Annotated in this window: 20 protein-coding genes and 1 pseudogene; 6 read left to right on the top strand and 15 right to left on the bottom strand. The window is 43.5% G+C overall.

All coding sequences use genetic code 11. The annotated features are described in order from the left end of the window. Nucleotides 1-6 precede the first annotated feature (6 nt). The 4 genes and pseudogenes from ACTRWI_RS16725 to coxB all read right to left on the bottom strand — a co-directional run. A complete protein-coding gene (locus ACTRWI_RS16725) occupies nucleotides 7-891 on the bottom strand; it encodes a cytochrome c oxidase subunit 3 (RefSeq protein WP_004742385.1) in 885 nt (294 codons plus the stop codon). Nucleotides 892-920: 29 nt separating this feature from the next. Then, entirely contained in the window at nucleotides 921-1,529 is a 609-nt protein-coding gene (locus tag ACTRWI_RS16720; RefSeq protein WP_499132946.1) for a cytochrome c oxidase assembly protein, read from the bottom strand. An 11-nt stretch (nucleotides 1,530-1,540) separates the two neighbouring features. Continuing rightward, a complete protein-coding gene (gene ctaD / locus ACTRWI_RS16715; RefSeq protein ID WP_499132955.1) occupies nucleotides 1,541-3,103 on the bottom strand; it encodes a cytochrome c oxidase subunit I in 1,563 nt (520 codons plus the stop codon). Nucleotides 3,104-3,213: 110 nt separating this feature from the next. Then, a pseudogene (gene coxB / locus ACTRWI_RS16710) lies at nucleotides 3,214-4,401 on the bottom strand (cytochrome c oxidase subunit II); the annotation flags it as partial. 450 nt (nucleotides 4,402-4,851) lie between these two features. Here coxB and ACTRWI_RS16705 point away from each other — a divergent pair. Then, on the top strand, nucleotides 4,852-6,558 hold the full coding sequence (locus ACTRWI_RS16705) for a phospho-sugar mutase (protein WP_499132944.1): 1,707 nt from the start codon (nucleotides 4,852-4,854) through the stop codon (nucleotides 6,556-6,558). A 105-nt stretch (nucleotides 6,559-6,663) separates the two neighbouring features. Here ACTRWI_RS16705 and ACTRWI_RS16700 read toward each other — a convergent pair whose 3' ends face one another. The 4 genes from ACTRWI_RS16700 to yegD form a co-directional block, all read right to left on the bottom strand. Then, entirely contained in the window at nucleotides 6,664-7,296 is a 633-nt protein-coding gene (locus ACTRWI_RS16700; RefSeq protein WP_499132942.1) for a LysE family translocator, read from the bottom strand. A gap of 150 nt (nucleotides 7,297-7,446) precedes the next feature. Further along, nucleotides 7,447-8,049 (bottom strand): fumarylacetoacetate hydrolase family protein, encoded by a 603-nt coding sequence (locus ACTRWI_RS16695; RefSeq protein ID WP_499132940.1) that lies wholly within the window; start codon nucleotides 8,047-8,049, stop codon nucleotides 7,447-7,449. A 305-nt stretch (nucleotides 8,050-8,354) separates the two neighbouring features. Then, complete coding sequence (locus ACTRWI_RS16690; protein ID WP_499132939.1) at nucleotides 8,355-9,476, bottom strand: porin; 1,122 nt, start codon at nucleotides 9,474-9,476, stop codon at nucleotides 8,355-8,357. Between the two features lie 494 nt (nucleotides 9,477-9,970). Continuing rightward, the gene (gene yegD / locus ACTRWI_RS16685) at nucleotides 9,971-11,323 is read right to left on the bottom strand and encodes a molecular chaperone (protein WP_499132938.1); all 1,353 of its coding nucleotides are present in this window, start codon (nucleotides 11,321-11,323) and stop codon (nucleotides 9,971-9,973) included. A 157-nt stretch (nucleotides 11,324-11,480) separates the two neighbouring features. On the opposite strand from yegD, the gene ACTRWI_RS16680 reads away from it, so the two are divergent. Beyond that, a complete protein-coding gene (locus ACTRWI_RS16680; RefSeq protein ID WP_499132937.1) occupies nucleotides 11,481-11,789 on the top strand; it encodes a DUF1289 domain-containing protein in 309 nt (102 codons plus the stop codon). Nucleotides 11,790-11,889: 100 nt separating this feature from the next. On the opposite strand, the gene ACTRWI_RS16675 is transcribed toward ACTRWI_RS16680, so the two are convergent. Then, on the bottom strand, nucleotides 11,890-12,240 hold the full coding sequence (locus ACTRWI_RS16675) for a HopJ type III effector protein (protein ID WP_499132936.1): 351 nt from the start codon (nucleotides 12,238-12,240) through the stop codon (nucleotides 11,890-11,892). Between the two features lie 704 nt (nucleotides 12,241-12,944). Between ACTRWI_RS16675 and ACTRWI_RS16670 the strand changes: the two genes are divergently transcribed. Further along, nucleotides 12,945-13,106, top strand: coding sequence for a hypothetical protein (locus ACTRWI_RS16670; protein WP_499132934.1), 162 nt, complete (start codon nucleotides 12,945-12,947; stop codon nucleotides 13,104-13,106). 78 nt (nucleotides 13,107-13,184) lie between these two features. Here ACTRWI_RS16670 and luxQ read toward each other — a convergent pair whose 3' ends face one another. The 5 genes from luxQ to ACTRWI_RS16645 all read right to left on the bottom strand — a co-directional run bounded on the left by luxQ (nucleotide 13,185) and on the right by ACTRWI_RS16645 (nucleotide 18,387). Further along, a complete protein-coding gene (gene luxQ, locus ACTRWI_RS16665; protein ID WP_499132932.1) occupies nucleotides 13,185-15,755 on the bottom strand; it encodes a quorum-sensing autoinducer 2 sensor kinase/phosphatase LuxQ in 2,571 nt (856 codons plus the stop codon). After that, entirely contained in the window at nucleotides 15,755-16,849 is a 1,095-nt protein-coding gene (locus ACTRWI_RS16660) for an autoinducer 2-binding periplasmic protein LuxP (RefSeq protein WP_499132931.1), read from the bottom strand. Before ACTRWI_RS16660 ends, luxQ begins: the two co-directional genes overlap by 1 nt. 302 nt (nucleotides 16,850-17,151) lie before the next feature. Beyond that, nucleotides 17,152-17,466, bottom strand: coding sequence for a GIY-YIG nuclease family protein (locus ACTRWI_RS16655; protein WP_102425585.1), 315 nt, complete (start codon nucleotides 17,464-17,466; stop codon nucleotides 17,152-17,154). Beyond that, the gene (locus tag ACTRWI_RS16650; RefSeq protein ID WP_499132929.1) at nucleotides 17,467-18,123 is read right to left on the bottom strand and encodes a YceH family protein; all 657 of its coding nucleotides are present in this window, start codon (nucleotides 18,121-18,123) and stop codon (nucleotides 17,467-17,469) included. Nucleotides 18,124-18,186: 63 nt separating this feature from the next. Beyond that, the gene (locus ACTRWI_RS16645) at nucleotides 18,187-18,387 is read right to left on the bottom strand and encodes a hypothetical protein (RefSeq protein WP_063523833.1); all 201 of its coding nucleotides are present in this window, start codon (nucleotides 18,385-18,387) and stop codon (nucleotides 18,187-18,189) included. Nucleotides 18,388-18,582: 195 nt separating this feature from the next. Here ACTRWI_RS16645 and ACTRWI_RS16640 point away from each other — a divergent pair, with 195 nt between their 5' ends. From ACTRWI_RS16640 to ACTRWI_RS16630, 3 genes are all read left to right on the top strand, one after another. Beyond that, a complete protein-coding gene (locus ACTRWI_RS16640) occupies nucleotides 18,583-18,897 on the top strand; it encodes a DUF496 family protein (protein ID WP_086712581.1) in 315 nt (104 codons plus the stop codon). A gap of 144 nt (nucleotides 18,898-19,041) precedes the next feature. Next, nucleotides 19,042-19,668, top strand: coding sequence for a D-Ala-D-Ala carboxypeptidase family metallohydrolase (locus ACTRWI_RS16635; protein WP_499132927.1), 627 nt, complete (start codon nucleotides 19,042-19,044; stop codon nucleotides 19,666-19,668). Nucleotides 19,669-19,831: 163 nt separating this feature from the next. Next, entirely contained in the window at nucleotides 19,832-20,068 is a 237-nt protein-coding gene (locus tag ACTRWI_RS16630) for a hypothetical protein (protein ID WP_499132926.1), read from the top strand. A 71-nt stretch (nucleotides 20,069-20,139) separates the two neighbouring features. Here the strand turns inward: ACTRWI_RS16630 and ACTRWI_RS16625 are convergent. Further along, a partial coding sequence (locus ACTRWI_RS16625) for an ATP-binding protein (protein WP_499132924.1) occupies nucleotides 20,140-22,370 on the bottom strand: 2,231 nt, incomplete at its 5' end.

Here is a 22,370-nt window from a genome sequence, read left to right as displayed (position 1 = left end):
GCTTCGCTAAAGGACGTAAACAAACACGAATAATCCTAACCAAACCACATCAACAAAGTGCCAATACCAGCTGCCAGCTTGGAATGCAAAATGGTCTTTGGGTGTAAAATGATCTTTGGCAACCCTAGCCAACAGTACGATTAAAAAGATCGTCCCTAAGCAGACATGTAAACCATGGAAACCCGTCAGTAAGAAGAAGGTGTTGCCATAGATTCCCGATTGAAGGGTCAGGCCCATATCTTGGTAAGCATGGATATACTCTTCAACTTGGAAAAATAAGAAGAACCCAGCAAGAACGATAGTGATCTCTAACCAAACGATTAACGCCATACGCTTGTTTTGTTCGAGGCTTAAATGCGCCATATGTAGCGTGATAGAAGAGAGTAATAGGATTATAGTGTTCTTAAGAGGAATACCTTGCCACGGCATAGCTTGTGTTGTTACACCATCCGGTGTCGTGGTCAGCGGCCACATTGATTGGAACATTGGCCACAACACTTCGTGAGTCATTGCATTGTTGCCCGCCCCGCCAATCCATGGGACAGAAATCATACGAGCATAGAACAGAGCGCCAAAGAAAGCACCGAAGAACATGATTTCAGAAAAGATGAACCAACTCATGCCTTGCCTGAAAGAGCGGGATATTTGCTCAGAATAGAGGCCGCTCAAGGATTCCGTTATCACATTGCTAAACCACCCAGCAAGCATGTACAACAACACCGCAAACCCAACAAACAGCACAGCCTTACCGAACACACCACCAGCGGCATCAGTACCCATGTTTTGCACGGTTAAACCAGCTCCAACGGCAACAAGAAACAGCGCAACGGCACCGACTAATGGCCAATGGCTTTGATGTGGAACGAAATAAACTTCCTTTTTAGAACTCATCGCTCAACTCCTTATGTTGATTCTGGTTCCTAGTTACTCGCGATTACATTGTGCTCAGCACTACTTGATTCCCCGACCACTTCACTCGTAATGTTAAACAGCGTATAAGAGAGCGTCAGTGTATGAATCGATTCTGGAATATCCGGCTCTATATAAAATATCAATCCCATTTCAGCACTTTTATGTCCATCTAATGGTTGCTGGTTAAAGCAGAAACACTCCATCTTATTGAAGTAAGTCGCCCCCATCCCCGGGGATACTGAAGGCACAGCTTGTCCCACTAGAGAGTTTCCTGATAAATTTTTGGCTATATAGTTCGTTTGGATCACCTCTCCGGGGTGAACCTCTAACACACGCTCTTCAGGAACAAACTGCCAGGGCATATCAGGTTTGATGTGCGACATAAACTCCACACGAACGGTGCGAGAATAGTCAGGCTGCATCCCACGCGGCTCAACCGCTGACACCGTATTGGTTTTGCCATTAATACCCAAAGCCTCGCACATCACATCGTAAAGCGGTACCAAAGCGAAACCGAAACCAAACATCGCCACAACACTAAATACTAAGTACCCCGTCAGCTTCTTTGTTGACCGCTTTGGTTGGTTTTTATATAGATCGCTTTGCTTGTCACTCATAGCTCACCCCTCTAATCGATTTTAGGTGGATAAGTAAAGGTATGATGAGGTGCAGGACTTGGTACCGTCCATTCTAGCCCTTCAGCACGTTCCCATGGCTTGCTTGATGCTGGCTCACCACCTCTTACACACTTAATAACCAACCACAAGAAAATCAATTGAGATAATCCAAAGGCGAAGCCCCCTATCGACACCACTTGGTTAACGTCAGCGAACTGGATAGCGTAGTCTGGAATACGACGTGGCATCCCCGCTAAACCTAGGAAGTGCATAGGGAAGAATAGAACATTCACTGAGATTACTGACGTCCAGAAATGCCAAAGACTGAGCTTGTGGTCGTACATATGTCCTGTCCACTTAGGCAACCAATAATAGGCGGCGGCCATTATCGAGAACACGGCACCAGTCACCAGAACATAGTGGAAGTGAGCCACTACAAAATAGGTGTCATGGTATTGGAAATCTGCAGGAACAATAGCCAACATCAATCCAGACAAGCCACCTATCGTAAACAAAACAATAAAGGCAATGGTGAACAGCATTGGGGTTTCGAAAGTCAATGCGCCTCGCCACATGGTTGCGACCCAGTTAAAGACTTTTACCCCAGTGGGCACTGCAATCAACATGGTGCAATACATGAAGAACAGCTCTGCAAATACGGGCATCCCCGTGGTGAACATGTGGTGTGCCCAAACTAGGAAAGACAAGATTGCGATACTACAGGTCGCGTACACCATGGAATGGTAACCAAATAAACGCTTACCACTAAAGGCAGGAATGATTGCTGAAACAATACCAAAGGATGGCAAGATCATGATGTACACTTCAGGGTGACCAAAGAACCAGAATATGTGCTGGAACATGACGGGGTCACCACCACCAGCCGCATCGAAGAAGCTCGTCCCAAAGTACTTATCGGTCAACACCATGGTCACCGCCCCAGCGAGAACGGGCATCACGGCTATCAGCAAGAAAGCTGTGATTAACCAAGTCCAAACAAACATTGGCAATTTAAACCAAGTCATACCTGGAGCTCTCATGTTCACGATAGTCACGATGACGTTGATCGCGCCCATGATCGAACTGATACCCATAATGTGAACAGAGAAGACAAACAACGCAGTGCTATCTGGCCCATACGTCGTTGAGAGCGGCGCGTAGAATGTCCAGCCAAAACTCGGGCCGCCCCCTTCAGTAAACAAAGATCCAATCAAAATTAGGAAGGCGAAAGGTAGAATCCAGAAACTGAGGTTGTTCATTCGAGGTAACGCCATATCTGGCGCGCCGATCATCATAGGGATCATCCAGTTAGCGAGCCCTGTAAATGCAGGCATTACCGCGCCGAATACCATGATCAAGCCATGGACTGTGGTCATTTGGTTAAAGAAATCAGGCTCAACAAGCTGCAAACCCGGTTGGAATAGCTCCGCACGGATCACCATAGCCATCGCACCGCCAGTTAGGAACATGGCGAAACTAAACCACAAATATAGCGTACCGATGTCTTTATGATTGGTTGAATACAACCAACGCGCCCACCCTTTGGGATCAGCATGGGAATCGTGATTATCCATAGGTAAATCATGGCTGTCTAAGGTACCGTCTAAAGTATGACTTAGAGCCTGACCTTCTGCAGGCGCCGATTTCACCGGCTTTTCAATTGGTGAACTCATAGCTGCTCCTTAGCATCACTTTGTGCTTCATCCGCAGAGCCTTCCGCTCCACTCGATTGTTTAACCTTATAGGCATTAACATCTGAAGCTTGAACCACATCGCCAGTATCGTTCCCCCAAGCATTTCGTTGGTAGGTTACGACTGCTGCAATCTCTTTTTCTGTTAACTGATTGTCGAAGGCTTGCATTGCCGTGCCTCCTCGACCATAAACAATAGTGTCGATATGAACATCCACATCTCCAAGAGCAACTGGGCTGCCTTTGATCGCAGGAAACGCTCCAGGGATCCCTTCACCGTTAGCTTGGTGACAAACCGCGCATCGAGTTTTGTATACCTCTTTACCAGAGGTGTTCAACTCTTCCAGCGAAAGTGACGCGTCTAATGCATCTTGCGCCGCTTGTTTTGCAGCAATCGTTAGCTCTTTCTGTTCTGCTAACCATGCATCAAACTCATCTTCTGCCATGGCATGCACTACTATCGGCATGAAGCCGTGAGCACGACCACAGAGCTCTGCACACTGTCCTCGGTAAACGCCTGGTTCATCAATTTTGGTCCACGCTTCGTTAATAAATCCCGGAATGGTGTCTTTCTTAACAGCAAAAGCCGGAACCCACCAAGAGTGAATCACATCGTCAGAGGTCATTAAGAACCGTACTTTACGGTCTATGGGCAGCACAAGTGGTTTATCAACCTCCAACAAATAGTGCTCCCCTTTTACTTCAATACCTTCAATTTCTTTGTCGCTGGTTGCTAGCAAACTGAAGAACTCAACATCTTCACCGAAATAACTGTAGTGCCATTTCCATTGTGAACCAGTGATCTTAACGGTAAGTTCGGATTGGGAAGTGTCTTCCATCGCTATCAAAGTTTTAGTAGCGGGAATCGCCATAGCGATGAGAATAATGATAGGGATAACGGTCCAGAGGATTTCGACTTTGGTACTCTCATGAAAATGAGCAGCTACCGCGCCCTTCGACTTTCGGTGCCTTAGAATCGAATAAAACATCACCCCGAAAACCACAAAGGCGATTGCACAACAGATGTAGAAGATCAGCATGTGGAGATCGTAGACTTGTCCACTTATCTCTGTCACACCTTGGGTCATGTTGTATTCACTGTTCGCATTCGCCGAGACTGATGCCAATAGCACAACAAAACTATTCAACAGCCACCCTAGCCTAACCAGTAATCTTTTCAAAAGATCTCTCCTTGTCCTTCCTAATTGGATACATACGACCAAAACGTCGGAGCGAACCCAACAACACTCATTGCTGTACCGGCTTCGCATGAAAAGGCTGAATCTCAATCTACTACTCACGTCGGCACAGCCTTCAAGGGCTGAACACTCCTGTCTTAATTGTCGACTTATACGTCTCGCAAAGTCCCGAGGTTTCAACGAAAGATTCAAAAACGGCGAAGTTGTTCAATTTTGTTATATTTATGTAAAAGGCTAGTTAGTGATATCCAATTGTTCAAGGTAAGTTTGCTTACAAGATAGTCAATTATTTTGAATGGCTTAGCCGACATGTCTTTGCCGTTGGATTTTATTTAAATCAATTTTTACGATTGCTTTCATGGAAATGATAATCAATATCACTTAAATTAATCCCAACAGTAAGTCATACCGACATTAAAAGGTTCAGTAATTATGCAAAATGCTATGAATTGGTTAGCGAGAGACCCAGATCCAAGAACTCGTGAAGAGCTACAACACCTCATCGATCAGGGGATGCATGACGAATTAGAAGACCGCTTTACGCAGCGATTAGAATTTGGAACAGCGGGTCTTCGAGGCAAAGTAGGTTGTGGCCCAAACAGAATGAACCGCTTAGTCATTCAAGAAACCGCAACTGGGCTCGGTCACTATCTAATTGAACATGTGGAAAACGCGACCATGAGAGGTGTCGTTGTAGGCTATGATGGCCGATTAGATTCAAAGCAATTCGCTATTGATACCGCTTCAGTACTGACGGCTTTAGGCATCAAGGTTTATCTAACATCAAATGTAGCTGCGACCCCTATCGTTGCGTTTGGTATCGAGCATTTCAATGCAGCAGCTGCAGTTGTGGTAACTGCTAGTCACAACCCACCTGAATATAATGGCTTCAAGGTATACTGGGAAAATGGCGCGCAAATTATACCGCCTCATGATGCTGGTATTGCTGCTGAAATTGACTCAGCAGCAACTAAGCCTATCCCTTTGATGAGCCTCAGTGATGCGGAAACGCAAGGCAAGTTAGTGTGGCTCACCGAGGATTACTATCAAACCTACCGCGCGGCGATCAACCAAAGCCCATTTGTAAAGAACGACATCGAATCAGCTAATACCATCATCGCTTACACAGCAATGCATGGCGTCGGCGCGCAGATGGCAGAAAATCTTCTCCACGATTCGGGTTTCCACAAGGTTTTTAGCGTTGCAGAGCAAAGAGAGCCTGATGGCCACTTCCCGACAGTGAACTTCCCTAACCCAGAAGAAAAAGGGGCAATGGATCTTGTGGTTAATCTAGCAAAAAGCGTCGATGCAGATATTGCTTGTGCTAATGACCCTGATGCGGACCGATTTGCGGTTGCAGTGAGAACAAATGACGATTCATACAAAATGTTAACAGGTGACCAAGTAGGTGTGCTATTCGCACATTACTTACTGTCAAAGCCGCACACTAAGAATCAATTAGTCGGTAACAGTATCGTATCGTCGACCCTGCTTGAGAAAGTCGCTAACTCTCACGGTGCTACCTACTTCCAAACTCTGACCGGGTTCAAATGGTTGGCTAACATTGGCATGCAGTTGGAAGATGAACAGAACGAATTCCTATTCGCCTATGAGGAGGCGCTAGGCTACACGATTGGTACTCAAGTCCGAGATAAAGATGGTTTGTCAGCCATTGTCGTTTTTGCACAATTGGTCGAAGAGTTAAAATCTCAAGGCCGAACAGTGTGGGATCTTCTGGCTCAGATTTCTTTTGAACATGGTGTTCATACCAATGCACAACGCAGTATCGCGCTGGACCCAGATTCACCTTCAATTGGCGCTAAACTTCGCGCAGCACAACCAAAAACAATCAATGGCATCGCGATAACTGTGATTGAAGATCTTCAGTCTTCACTACGCTTCATTACAGGTGGTGCAACAGAGGCGATAAACCTCCCTGCGAGTGACGTGCTTATCTATCATCTCAAAGATGGTTCTCGCATTATCGTCCGCCCTTCGGGCACAGAACCAAAGGTTAAGGTTTATTACGAGGCCGTGACAAAATTTGAGGGGACAGAAACCTATCACGATACTCGTCAGCGAGGCGAAGAATATATGGATAAACTCATCGAACAGCACCAGAAAGAACTGAACTCTTAGCGGATCAGCACATTCACAATGAATCATCTAGAACAAAAAATGGGCGCGCTAAGCGTCCATTTTTCTTTAAACATTTGATTGCAATTAATAGGGTTTGGTTGGTGCTTATGAAGTGAAGAAAGAAGACAGCATCCAAACCGCTAATACAACAAATACGCCACCCATCACTTTCTGTTGATAGGTACGAAACTTAGCATTCTCTACCAGTGACTTACCGATGGTACCTACCAATGCCACAAGCAAGAAATTGAACGTTAAGCCTAGAACATTCAGTAATAAGCCGAGCACCAACATCTGCTCGCCCGATGTCGCCTCAATATTTGTCGACACGAACTGAGGTAAAAACATCACAAAGAATACCAAGGCTTTAGGATTAAGCAGGTTACTGATCAGCGCTCTTTGGTAGTAAGCCTTTGCAGCGAAATTATCAGTTAGTTCAGGCGCATTGCCCTGCTCTGTTCGTAAACAGTCCCACCCCATTTTTAGCAAGTATGTACCACCTAATAGGTGGAGAGCCTTCAAAGCAACAGGGCTCATTGCGATTAATGCAGATACGCCCATCGCCGCTAAAACGGTAAGAATGATCCCTGACGTCGCGTTACCTAAGCTCGCAAATACACCAACCTTGCGACCATAACTCATACTTGAGCTAGCAATCAGCAACATATCAGGACCAGGTAAAAGAAGAAGAGCGACGACGGCAGTCAAGTAAACAGGCAAAATGGTTAAATCGATCATAGGGTTTAGCATTGATAAAAATGGAGGCGAATTTTATATTAATTACCAACACCCTTCCAGATGCAATCAGTTGTACCGTAGCTAAAATATCGAATTAAAAACCAACATCATAAAATTAAGCCAAATTATTAACTAAACCGATAACAATAATTAACTCGCGACCCACTGGATCTCTATCAATGTTGTCTCACCACACTTAAGGCGACCTAGGAAAATATCACCTCGGTGAACTTCTCCAACGCCTTTAGGAGTGCCCGTCATCACTACATCACCATCCAGCAAGGTCGTGTAAGAAGAGAGCTCTTCGAGGATTGTTTGTGGAGCATATAGCATCTGATCAACGTGTCCTTTCTGAACTCGAACACAGTTAATAAACAGCTCTAGATTTAAGTCTGCGAGATCCAAGTTTTTTATTGGAACAAAGCGGCTAAGAACGGCAGAACCATCAAACGCTTTAGCGCGCTCCCAAGGCAAGCCTTTCGCTTTCAAGCTACTTTGCAGCTCACGCTTAGTCAGATCTAACCCTAAACCTACTGCTGAATATTGACCGTTTTCAACGATGAAGCAAATTTCTGCTTCATAGTGCAGGGCTTCCTGATGAAAAGAAGAGAGAGAAGAAGTTACGCTAGTACAGGGCTTATTGAACACCACCATAGCGTCTGGGATCGCGTTGTTAAGTTCTTCAATATGATCGACATAGTTACGCCCAACACACAGTACTTTCGTCGGTGTCGCTGTTCGTTTCGAATTCATTAACTTTTCCTGATCTACAACGCTGCTCATAGTTTATCCCTGAACTATTTTTGGAATGCAGAGTTTACCTCATCCCAAAGAGAGAATCTTCGACAAGCTGGCTACTGATATCTAAATTCTGATCTTTAGCTCAATTCGCTCATTGGGCGGTTTTTATCGGGAGTTGACTGCATTATGGAATTGCAACTCAAAACGAAAAAAGCCCTCTCCAACCAAAAGGTTTGAGAGGGCTTAGCATGGTGTCTAGGACAGTATCCTAAAAGGTAAACCTAAGGAGTAAACACTATGCTAAATCAGTCTGGGACTTATAGGTAGTAACGACCACCGATAGTCCACTTATCATCAGTGTTACGACCGTTGTGGTCATTTAGGTCGAACTGGTAACCAGCGTAACCAACGAACTTATGAGTGAAGTTGTACTCAGTTTGAAGAGCTAGTTCTTCACGAGCTGTTTCTTTTGAATCGCCTTTAATTACACGACCTTCAACCATCTCGTAGTTGATGATGAAGTTTAGGCTGTTGTCTAGTGCGTAGGCTGCTAATAGCTCGTATGCGTCACTTTCAGCAAGAAGAACTGTAGCAGTTGTTTTGATGTCACCAGCAGTTACTGAATCAGAAATTGAGTTCATGTATTCATTAGAAGCGTAAACACCTGCTAGGTAAAGACCTTGACCGTACGAACCGTATGCTGCAGAGAATACGTGAGATGATGCAGTCTCAGTCTGAGCCATTGTTTTGATATCGCCGGTGTTGTAACCGTAACCAAGCTTAGCACCCATGATCTCGTAACCTAGAGTTACTTGAGTACGATCCTTAACTTCAGTGTTCAAACCGTATGTGTAGGATTCATCAGTAATACCTGTAGCATCCGAGTCAGTTACTGAGTAAATGTCAGAAACAGTTTGAGTACCCTGCCAACCTAGACCAATAGTAACTTTACCCGCTTCACCTAGTTCAAAACCATTGCGGTAAGAAACCATTTTGTCCGCACGGCCAGTACCAAGAGCACCGTGGTTGTCGTAGATGAAATCGTTCGCGAATGCGATTGGCATATCCGCAACGCCCGCTACATCATAGTAAGGAGCCCATTGAGTGCCCACTACTGCACGGCCAAAGTCGTCGTGAGTAACACCAACGTAACCTAGACGAGTTGTAAACGTCTCTTCACCACCTTCAAGGTAGTTAAGTGCCCATTCGCCTTTAGCGTCAGCAGTAAAGCCGTTGCCCAATTCTTGAGTAGCGTTAAAGTTGATACGTGGTGAGTTAGCACCTACATCTGTATCGCCGTTCTCTGAACCGTTTAGGTTTACTGAAACGTGGCCGCCAACTGAGAATGTTGTGCCGTCTTCGTTGTAAAGTTCTACTGCAACTGCCTGTGTACCAAATACTGCACCAGAAATCGCTAGCGCTAAAAGTTTCTTATTCATTGTAATATCCATTTGTAGCTGGGTGAGTTATTCACTAACAACTTCGTACTTACGGAGAAGCTGTTACCTGCATTTAACAAGTAGGCAAACCCTAATCGATGAATGACAAAAAAGTTGCATTAAAATATATAAAATAAATAAAGCAATACTATAAAAAAAACAAAAACTCAATAAAAAACATACACTTAACTTAAAAACAACAAATTACTATTGTGTTTTGTTTACAAAAAACGAAACTTATTATTGCTTTTTAAATCACTAAAATAGCATTAAAAATCAAAGCACCAAAACCACTCCTCAGACCAATACATCACACCACCCCAAAACTGAAACATTTTGTAACATCCAAAATCCGTTCGAAACATTTAGTTTCCTGAACTAATTTCGACTTTAGATTCCGGGCTGCTACTTCGTTAGCTAATTTGGCCTTTTCGAATACAAAAAAAGGCAACTAATCAGAGATCAGTTGCCCTTTATGACGTGTTATTTCACTATTATTTGAAACATACCTCAGCCCAACGAGCTAAACCCGCCGTTACGGAACCAAAATAGTTGCCACTCACAATAGGCACATTCGGTACGGCTTGTTGAACCGCTTCTCGAAGGATAGGTGAACGTGCAGACCCCCCCGTCATATAGATAACATCTGGTTTCTTTTCGCCTTGTTGAATGGCCTCTTTAACCAGCTCAATCATCTTAGACTTTGGCGTATCGATAGCATCGACCATCTGTTCAACTGAGATATCGACTTCGATCAACTCGGAGGCAACATTCATCGCTGCGCGATACTCTGAAGATTCCGCCAACGCGATCTTAGCTTCTTCGGCTCTGCGTACAATGCCGTAACCCAAGGTATCGTGATAAACCTTAAGTAAACGGTCTAGCTTCTGTGGTTCAGCAGCTTCTTTACGAAGTAACTTCAGTGCTGCAAGGTTTTCTCGAGAGTAAAAATTCTTTTGAGCTTCCACATTATTGATGGCTATTGGATTCCAGAATTGGGTCAATGGCATATCAATACCGGAAATGGCTTTGCTGCTCATGCCAAAAGGTGACATCAGTTGTTTGAAGGCCAGGTAAATATCTAAGTCATTACCCCCTACCCTTTGACCACTGTGTGCTAATAAACTTTGGCTACGATCCGCTTTTCCAGACCAACTCGGGCCCATTTCTAATAAAGAACAGTCGGTCGTACCACCACCGATATCAACAACCAATACCGTTTGGTTTTCAGTCAGAGTGCTTTCATAGTCTAGGCCAGCAGCTACGGGTTCAAATTGAAATGCAATATCTAGGAAGCCTGCACGCTTCGCGGCGCGAGACAAGATAGCTTCAGCTTGTCTATTTGCCTCTTCACCGCCGCGACCATGGAAGTTAATTGGTCGACCAATAACCGCTTGTTTGATTTGTTCTTGAGTAGTGAGCTCAGCTTGCTGCTTGATGTTCGCCATCATTGCGCATACAAGATCTTCAAAGAAACTAACCTGAACGTCATGTAGCCCACTTGCGCCTAGGAAAGACTTAGGAGACTTAACATAATAGACATCACGCGGATCTTCTAAGTAGAGATCTAACGCTGCCTGACCAAATGCCATGTCTTCTGGCACAAGGTCGATACTCTCTTCGCGGTTGAGGGCAATTGCACGTCGTAGCACTTGCTCACCGACAGCATCGCTCGGTTTGATGTTCAGGTGGCGAAATAGATGTTCAGATACACTCTCACGAGTAGGAGCAAATACGGTTGAGGGAATATAGTGGTTGCTACCTTCTAACGGTAACAAGCTTGGTTCTCCATTGACCATTGCAGCCACAGAACAGTTTGCTGTTCCATAATCAAATCCAATAAACATAATATCCTCCACTCAACAAAAGGGGCGGGATGCTACATGAAAAGCCTTTCAATTACGAGGTCATTTACTATTTTCAGAGTCAATTTTTAGCGAGTTTCCTCTTAAAACAGAAACAAGTGTGTTACATTTCAGCGCAAACAAATCAAGGGTCCGATAGATGAAAACACCTTGCCGAGCGGCTTGTAGAAATAATGGTGGCATGTGTAGCGGCTGCTTCAGAACCATGGACGAAATTATAGGTTGGAAAGGCTTATCTGAGAGTGAAAAAGAGTCTGTGATGAATAACCTTAGCGGTGTTAGCTCTACCCACCAATGCCCGCAATGTAACGAGCCTGCTCAGTGCGATATTAGCGCAGGTAAAAAGACCTGCTGGTGCTTTGAGCTAGAGAAAAGAGACACGAGCTCTATACCCAAAGTTGGAGTATGTATATGTCGTAAATGCTTGTCTGAATTACCAATTCAGTAGCCTGTCGGTATTGAAAGATCTAAGAAAGAAGCGAGATAAGCTCATCTCGCTTCATGGTCTTAATGTTTAAATACGTATTTACTTCGCCATTGAAACCTATTTACTTGGACTTTAAGACCAACGCCGGCTGGAAGAATTCAACCCCACTCCAGCCATGAACCATAAAGTTTCGGATGTTCTGGTGATCAGTGTTCTCTGGAAAAGCTAGTACATCATTACGGTAGTAATGACCAAAGCACGCTAGTGTTTGCTCTGCTGAAAGCCCTTGATCTTGGCCGAAGGCAAAAATTTTGCATGAGCCATTGTTCTGCCCAGCCTCATTCACCAGATTTCCATTACGAAATCCGCACTCAGAAAAATCATAATAAGCATCAATTACCTGCATTGTATCTTCAAATTGAACACTTTCAGGTGATTCAGACAGGGTGTTTAACAAGGTTTCTAGCTCCATTTGCTCTTTTTCCTTTAACTAAATTATAGATAGCAGTGTAACGCGTTTTTTGTTCAGAGTAAGCCGTTGCTTGAGCGATAAACCATTTCCACTTTTTTTACTTAGACATCTTCATATCCTTAATAAAAGCAATGATATAGTTCTATTGGACGTTATATTATTCAACAGATGGTTAACATTTTTATTGAAGAACATGCATAAAGATAAGAACTTAGAACTGTTTAGATACCTTAAACCCGGTACAAAAACAGCAGGTTTCTTAGAGTTTGGCCCGATGAGTCAATTTCGATCAGTACTCTATATATTTGGCACTAAGAAGAGCAGTACCTCATCTTAGAGCTGTCACAAAAAGCGACCGAGGCACTGACGTTAACAAAGCTCATCAACGTGGATCTTATCGTTCGAGCGATTACAGACACGGAACTTACTCACATCGTTGCGTTCAAAACGAATGTACTAGCTCATATCACTTCCCCTGCACATCTCCTATTTCTTCGTCCGCCAACTAACTTTGCAACGAAACCAATCCGGGAGCACGAAATGTACAAAGTGCGCCTTAACTGCGAAGTTTCCTTTGATACCTTGATGCTAGACGCTAGACGCTAGACGCCATATTGGTTGATTTCTAAGTTTCAGGTTGTGGCGTCTATATTACGCAACAATCCGATATTGATGTTGGCTGGAAGATCAAAGTTGACTCGGTCTTGAGTGAACATTTGGATAGTGAGTTAGTTTATAAAGTGGTGAGTAAAAGAAGACAAGGGCAAGGCTTGCTGCTGGGTATTCAGTTCCCTGAACACCTACATATGAGTGACGAGCTTAAAACATTACTGTTAGAACAAGCTTTCGTTGTTGGCTTTGTATAGTTGTTCGCATATGCTCAGAGTGCAGTACTGACACCACTTAGCTTAGCGCTGTCCTGCATTCAAAGAGATTAAGAAAAACTAGAGTCTGTTTTCATCCCAATATGAGTTTTTGAAATGAACAAAAGCTTGGTGTAATGACTCTTCTTTTATCGGCTTAACAATCACATAGTTCGCGCCAGCAGCCATAAAACTATCTCTTGTAGACTCCTGAGCATCGGCAGTACATGCATAAATTGGTGCAGATAAGCCAATCTCCTCTCGCAGCTGTTGTGTCGTCTCAACACCGCCTAGGTTTGGAAGTTGATTATCCATAAGGATGAGGTCATAAGTGGTCGCTTTTGCCATCTCAATTGCCTCTAAACCATCCTTAGCCCACGTAACCACCATGCCATACTTCTTACAAAAAGCCTGCGCGATAAAAGCGTTAGTGTGATTATCTTCCACCAGCAGTACATTCAAAGCACGGTCAAATAAAGCCTCAGCCCCCCCCCCAGCTTGTTGTGTAACATCAAATAACGGCTTAGAATTTAACTCTACTGGAATTTCTATGATGAACTCCGAGCCTTGATCCATCACACTGCGAACTTGGATATCTCCTTCGAGCATATCGACTAAGTTCTTAACGATCGTCAAGCCCAATCCGGTCCCGCCATATTCACGTGTTGTCGTCTCTTCGGCTTGGACAAAAGGCTCAAAAACAGCGTCAATTTTACTCCCGTCAATACCAATACCGGTATCTTGCACTCGTACGATCAAACTGGCTTTATTGGTATTGAAAATACTTTCAAGCTCGAAGCGGACTGAGATGCCACCTTGATGGGTAAACTTAAGTGCATTACTCAGCAAATTAAACATAATTTGATTTAAGCGCACTTGGTCTGTGTTGATCTCCAAGTCGTCAGCGAGGTGATTTACTATCGTGAATGTGATCGATTTTTCCTCACAAAGTGGACGGTAGATGCTGTCTAGAGTATTAATCAACTCCGCCAAGCGGAAGTCTTTCTTTTGAATATTGAATTGCCCTTGCTCGATCTTTGAGAAATCCAAAATGTCGTTCAATACCGCTAGCAAGTGTTCTGCACTGTTACAAAGTACATCGACCTGCTCTTTATTATCTTCATTGTGCATAGAGCGTTTAAGAAGCTGAGATACGCCTAAGATACCATTGAGTGGTGTTCGGATCTCGTGACTCATCTTCGCCAAGAAATCAGCTCGAACGTTGGCAAGATGCTCTGCCTCTTCTCTCGCTCTATCCGCTTGCCTTTCAGCTTCCACCAACTTAGTAATATCTTGCCCTTGAACCACAACCCCCGTGATGCCGTGCTCAACCCCGATAGCCGACATGTTCCAACGGAACACCTTCTCACCAATCGGTACGTTAATTCCTGTGAGCTTTGCACCCTGAACCACCATTTGGACATTCGGTAGCATACGTAGTTCAAACTCATGGGCAACGGCACCGTAATTATCATCTTCATCAAACAACGCCATACGAGCCGCTGGGTTCATCTGAATTAAATCGCCTTTTTCAGACCAAACCAAAATCGGTGAATGTGCAAAGTTAAAGAGATCTTGGAATTTTTGATTTTGCTCGGACAAGCGTTCAAAGGTGTCTTCCAGTGTGCAGCCAATATGATGAAACTCGAAAATATTCGACCCATCGAACTTGTTAAACTCTTCACTATCACTCGCTGAGCGGGTAAAGTGCATCAACTTATCAAGCTCTGCAGCCACTCTTCTTTGAATCCAAGTACGAGCGAAGAAGTACATAAACACAATCACGACCACAACAACGATGATGGCGCGCTCATAGTTTTCTTCTAACGCGATAAAATTGGTATTCTTTTGTACCGCACGAATAACCAGTGGAGTCTCTACAGCGTTGATCTTGATTGTCGCCACTGTGACGAAATGACGAGGCAACTGCTCATAAATTTTATATTCAAGAATATCCTTTATCGTATACGTCTCATCGCCGCTGAACGTCGAGGTCACCGGCGTTCCATGCGCCTCAATTACGATATTCTCACAGTTACTGCCCTGCTGTATGGACTCTGCGAGAGAGAAATTGTTGTCGAGTACGATGGCAATATAAAGTTGGCCGAGAACTTCGCCTGTTTTACTGTCAACAATGGGGGTTCGGCGAGCCAACAAGTGACGCTTGCCAATCTCGGTCATTACCTCGATAAAGTGCCAGTTGTTGCTAAAAGAGACCTCATCAGAAATATACTCTAGGTTATTTCTGTCTAATCCATAAAACTGAGCGTTGCCATCTTCCCACACTACTCCATCATGTGTTGAGACAAAGCGTAGATCAGGAGCATGATCGGGCTCTCGCTGATCTACACCAAAGAAGAAGTAGTTCAACAGCTCTTCGTCACCAGTAGCAAAATACTCACGTAGAGTGTCACTGTGTGAGCTACTGTCTTGGTGAATTTGTAAGACAGACAAGCGATAATCGAACATGTTTTGAATCAGACTCGACGTCTGTTGAACCGTTCGATTAGTCTCTTGTTTTACAATGTTACTGCTGGTTTCATAATTATGAATAAGCACGCCAAGTGCCATCACGCCTATCACTAAGATAATGATACGCGTAATAAGCTTAGCTAATGTGTTCCTAGGTGTACTGGCGTAGCTTTTCTTCATTATTGACCTGAATATCTAAATGCTCGCTGTTTCAGTTCAGAAATGCGTTCTGGGGAGTCTTCTTTAGTCACGATTTCAAAATCACCAGAGTAAACAGTAGGAACGGCTTCCCCAGCAAGGTCCCACTTAATGGCTTCTGCCATTGCGATACCCGTATCGTCGTTCATTCGCATGACAGTGACATCAAGGTCACCTCTTTCAATCGCTTCAAGCTCAGCAGAGCCGCCGCCCCAACCATTAACTAAGATATCTCGACCCGATTCTCGAATCGCATCCGCTGCACCTAAAGCAACATCGGTTGCACATGCATAAATAAAGTCTAGGTCTTTATCGTTCTCTATGCTGATTTTAGCCGCTCGGTAACCGCTCTCTTTGTCCGATCTTGTATAGAAAGAGGATTTTAAATCAAAGTTCGTATCACTGTTTACATCGTGAATGAAAATATCACCACGGGCATCACTAATATAACCTTCTGAGCGATACAGAACCGAGTATTTGCTGTTCGGTTTGCTGACTTCTTTGAAGTAATTCGCTAATTTTAAGCTGCCCGTTGCATGGTCAAAACCAACATACATGAAGGGTTGTCTATCAGCCCATGCACGGACTGGCGTAGTAATGTTCTGCAGAATAAGTTTGGTTTCTGTAGAGCTCAATACGTGCTCAATAAATTTACGGTGGCGTGTCGTATCTAGCGTAAAGATCAAATAATCGGTTTTATTTTCTATCGCTTCTTGTAACGAGATACTTTGTTGCGCGAGATCCGCATTCACTCTCGTAAATACTTGGTTGATTTGATAATTAATTCTCAGCTTATCAAGTCGCTTTTCAAACGCTTGGATGTTGCGAACCCAATAATCAGAGATTTGTTGTCCCGGATACACGACAGAAATCGTTATCGGTTCCTCCCGGGATCGTTTCAGTGGAACTGGGGGATTTTGCACAGCCTGAACCATTTTATCGGTTAAGGCTTTTTGTTCAGGAAAGTTAGAAAGGTAATCTTGGTACTCCCAATATCCGTTAAGGACATGAGTTCCATGGGAGAGAGCGGACGCAGAAAATACGGCTATTCCAAACAACATCAATAAACGTTTCATATTTTTCTCGTTTTACATGAGCTACTTTGGCTCATTTTTTAACCTAGCATGACGCCATCTCTTTGAGTGGCTGAAAGATATTATGTAGGACAACGAGGATAAATGATAGCGGCTAGAAGTAATTAGAACGACATTCCAAATGAGTGATATATCAAATGAAAGCGGTTATGGAAAAGCTTTAGTGTCACGTGGCTAAAAACGCCTTCCGAATTTTACATTTTTCAATTTAAAATCATAGAGTTAATAAAAAATCTCGGAGTTTTTATTACGACTTTATCAGTAATAACCATTTTAGGTATGAATTATGAGACTTCGATATATTGAATGTTGTCGTCTTGCCACTCAATGATAAGTTTAAGTGATACTAACTTTTCTTTACGTAACTTAGGTAATTGTTTGATCGCGTATTCGGTTTTCAGCGCCTCACTTTTCGACTGAGTCTCCATACTCCAAACTAACTTAAGCGGCCCCTTGCCTTTTAGGGCTTTGGCACCTTTGCCAGTTTGGTGCTGCTCAAAACGGCGTTGTAGATTGTTGGTGACACCACAATACAAAGCGTTATGACGATTGCGGATCAGGTACACGACCCAATCCGCCTTGTTCTCAGATTCAGACATCTACAATAGAGATTCAACCAGAGCTTTCAACTCGGCTACTTCAGCTCTTAGGCTTGCAACTTCAGACTCTAGCTCTTCCAGCTTCTCACTCGATGCTGACGGTGCTGCCACACCTGCAGATGCCGTCGCAAACGCTTCAACATCGACTTCACCGCTGAGTAAATGCTGATAACGTGACTCACGCTTACCTGCTTCACGCGGTAGTTTAACAACCAAGGCGCCAGCTTCACGGGTCGCTAGCTTTTCGAGCGTTGCTTCCACCTCTTTTACATCAGTGAAATTCGCTAAGCGCCCTGTCCTCGTACGTAGTTCGCCCGGTGTTTGTGGACCACGCAGTAACATACAACAGATGATCGCGCGCTGTTGTTCTGTAAATTGCAGGTCACCAAACTCAGTATTGCAGAAGCGATGCTGGTACTTATTAACACGACTATTAAAACTACTTTCATCACTCACCATGCGGCGAGCAATCAAGCCATCAACGGCATCTAATACTTCTGATTCAGACAACGAGAGAACAGGCTCACGGTTGCTTTTTTGATTACAGGCTGTGGTCAGACTGTTCAACGTAAGTGGATAATGATCGGGAGTTGTCACTTCTTTCTCGATCAAGCAGCCAATGATTCTCGCTTCAATTGGGGAAAGTACTATGTTCATCGTTATTCCTTTTTATTATTTTGGTGATTCCGTCTCAGCGCTAAACAATGCAGTCACCTAGGACTAGTGCTCAGACAAAATTGGTACTCGTTTCTTTCTACCTTGTTCATCAATCATTATGATCTTAGAACGGTTTAGCTCTATTTCCACGACTTCCAAATAGGTACGCTCTTTTACATACGCATCACGAAGCTTGTTTTGCTCTGCTGAAGGTTCAGTCGCTTTATCTCCTGAATCTTCGGTTTCCAATTGTTGTTGATTCATTTCACATTTCGTATTAATGCAGTATCTAAATGGGATACTAACTTGAACGGCGAGATAAAAACAATCACACATCGGCGAGAGTGTCGAATAATTGAACAACCTTACTTTTGCTTTGATCTAAAGACTGTTACATCATCAATTGATGTGCTTTAATCAAAACCAGATAACGTATTTGACGAATAGGAAATGGAATCTATGAGCAGCGTATTTGAAATTGTTAACCAAGCACGACGTAAGAACAAACTTAAGCGTGAACTGCTAGACAACGAAAAGAAAGTTCGTGACAACCGTAAGCGTGTCGACCTACTTGATAACCTACTTGATTACATCAAACCAGAGATGACTCACGATGAGATTCTAAGCATCATCAAAAACATGAAAGCTGACTACGAAGATCGTGTTGATGACCACATCATCAAGAGCGCAGAGATTTCTAAAGCTCGTCGCGATATCAGCCGTCGTATCCGTGAGCTGACAGAAGAAGACAAGCAAATCCAAGGTAAGAAGTAATCTTACAAAGTTGAATGACTTATTTAGTAACCCACTCTTTGTAGTGGGTTTTTTTGTACCTAAATTCCAGTGTCTATACTTACGTTTACGTATTTAATGATTTAAATATCATTAATAGGCCAACGTAAGAAATGGAGTCACCTTATGTACTCAGCCATTTTGATCACCTTAGCGCTGTCATCAACTCAACCCTATCCACAAGAGTTCGAAAGGCTTTACACCGAGCATACCGAAATCACTTATGACGATCTCGTGGTCGACGTTCATGGCTACAAAGTTCCAACTCGCTCGGCATTTCGAGGCTGGATGCTACTTAATCACGCTGAAGACAAAGTAAGAGAAATTGGACAGCAGCTCAAAGATGCTGGCATAACCCAAAGCATGCCCTTGCACCTGGTGCTATTACAAGGAACAGACTGGGCGATGAATAACACCACCTTGTTTACTCTTCCTGATAAGAAGAACGTGCCGAATATGATCAATACACTGAAATATATTCAACAATACATTGAGCCTGAAATCGGTGTGGTGATTCCTGTATCTGGTGAAAGAACTCAACTTTATAACCAACAAGCTGGCGGTGCACTGCGAAGCAAACACTTAGAATTTTGCGCATTGGATTTAGTCCCAGCCAATGACATTACTCGCGAACAACTGCATGTAAAGCTCAAGAAAATTCATGCTGAGTTTGGCCAGAAAAATAACGTTGGCCTGGGTTTGTATTCAGGTGTTCGTTTCCACATCGATACCTGTGGCTTCAGACAATGGTAAAAAACACTACAAAGTCAAAAAGACTCACTAAATAACCATGTCTTTTTGACACCAAATAACCACGGTTTAAATACAAGCAATTGATAAATAAGGCATTATAAATTGGAATACTAATTGCTTCTAGTTAAGTATCAAAAGAACTAATAGTAACTAGGAATTTAATATGAAGACGATGACTCAACGCTTTCAAATACTACTTTCTGTATCTAACTTCAGCCTAGCGATTACCACTTTGCTTATGCTACTCAGCATAATTATCGCTTACCCAATGGCGGATCATTTCTCATTACCGGTTCAGATCGTGGCGCACATCAGCAACATCATTGTGGCGGCTTTCGTCAAAATTAGTTATGTCGGGCGCTGCCTTGCTCAATACAATTTAGGAATGGAAGTCCGTTAAAAAGCACTAAACTTTGTTCCAACGATGGAAAAAAGCTCAACAGCCTTGTTGAGCTTTAAGTCAGTTATCAGTTAGGCAATATCAAGGCTGCTAAATAAGTCGTAGAGTTGGTGAGATTTATAAGGCTTGGGTAAATACGCATTCATGCCTGCATCAAAGCAACCTTTGATGTCTTCTTCTAACACACTTGCAGTTAAAGCAATAATTGGCAGTGGTGTCGTTTGTTGCTCAATCTCCCACTGTCGGATTGCTCTGGTCGCAGTTATCCCATCCATGACTGGCATCATGCAATCCATCAACACGGCATCAAATTGCGCACCCTGAGTAATAACATCAACCGCCTCTTGTCCATTACTAGCAATTAGATACTCGTAGCCTGCTTGTTCAAGAAAGAAGCTCGCTATCTTCTGATTCATCAAGTTATCTTCGACAATAAAGATACGTCGATTCAGAGGACGCACTTCTTCTTTTTCTAATTTGGCTTCGGGTACTGGCTCTTCATTCGCATCAAGTGACAATAGACTATTCAAGAAACGTCGTCCCAAGAATGGCAGTGTATGAGTTGAATGAACGGACTCTGTAATCAGATTGGTTTTGAATAAGTGGTGCTGACAAACAATCACGCGGTCTAACGGGTACTGTTCTTTCAACGCCGCTAAATCACTCTGCAATGAGTGATGTAAGGTATGACAATACAGTACAAAGTCGCTCTCTTTGATCTCTTTATCTAGTGACGATATCGCTCCCACCACCTTAGGTTTTATATTGAGGTGCTCACACTCTTTGACTAGTTGATCAAGATAGTAAAAAGAGTTAGAAATGATCGTCGCACGATTTAAATTTTCAAAGCTTTGAACTTGCGTCTCGACTACATCGACATACAGACAAAACGTAAAGGTAGAGCCTTCCCCTTTTACTGAACGGGCAGTGATGTATCCACCCATTAAGTCGACAAGCTGCCTACAGATTGCTAACCCAAGCCCTGTGCCACCAAACTGACGCGTGATACTGCCATCCTCTTGAGTGAAGGGCTCAAAGATGGACCCTAGCTTCTCTAATTCAATACCAATGCCTGTATCCGAAACACTGCACTCGAGTTTGCCTCTCCCCATCGACATTGGTGTATAGGCGATGTCCGTTGTAATGGTACCGTTGGAGGTGAACTTGATGGCATTCGACAATAAATTCGTCAGCACCTGCCTAACACGATACTCATCGAAGAACAGTTGCGGTGGTGTTTGAGAATCAATGTTTACATCGAGCTCAATGTCTTTACTGATCGCCTTAGATAAAATCACGCTCACTGAGTCATAGACGGCTTCACGTAAGTCAGCATTGTGTGGAGAGAGCATAAGGTTACCCGACTCAATCTTAGACAAGTCGAGAATGTCATTCAGCAGCACCAGTAATGAGTGCGATGACGACTCAATATCTCCAAGCACCTCTTGTTGGTTAGGACTTAGCTTACTCTGCGATAAAATCTCCGCCATACCAATGATCCCATTTAGGGGAGTTCGGATCTCATGAGACATATTGGCGAGGAATGCACTTTTCGCCTTATTAGCCGACACGGCAGCTTCTTTGGCTTCAATAAGCTCTTGATTACGTTGGTAGGTGCATTCCATCACCCTATTTAAAGTTTCAGTAAACTCTGCGAGTTCGTCATTGCCCTCGATTTTTATGGCGTTCGGCTTGCCATCGTTACCAGCGCATTCTGAAACGCCCTTCAAGATCATTGATAGGTTTTTGTTCAAGCGGATTGAGATCATGGCTCCCAACCACAACAACACACCCGAAACAGCAAGGATCAAGAACGAGATCACTAAAGTTTGTCTTTTCTGCAACGCAATGTTGTTTGTTAAATCAAACTGCAATTGCTTGGTGTAAGCACTGATCGCTTGAGAAATGGCTCGCTTTTTGAACTCTAGATTTTTTAAGTGTTCATACGCTTCGGGTGATGAAAGTTCTCCTTCGAGGATTCGTGTTGCGAACTTGTCTTGAAACCCATCTTGGGAAACTGTATTAAGAAGTTGCCTAATACTTGGAGAGCTCGTATCTGATTGGAAAAAGGTCTCTAATAACTGCTTCTGTCGATCTAACGCACTGATGTAACTCAGTAGATATTGATTTTCTTGCTCAGGCGAACGGTACAAGCTGTAGCTCAACCATGCTTCTCGCTGGCTCCAAAACACATAGTTAGTGAGGTGGACGAATATCGCATCAGCTTGACTAATGTCTTCATCCAATAAAGCCACCCGATATTCGGATAACTGAAGCAACACGCCTTTTAATAATCCGAAAG

The sequence above is a fragment of the Pseudoalteromonas sp. G5_S1_14_S5 genome (assembly GCF_054968605.1).
Note: the sequence above shows the minus strand (reverse complement) of the source record. Positions and strands in the feature narration are given on the sequence as shown.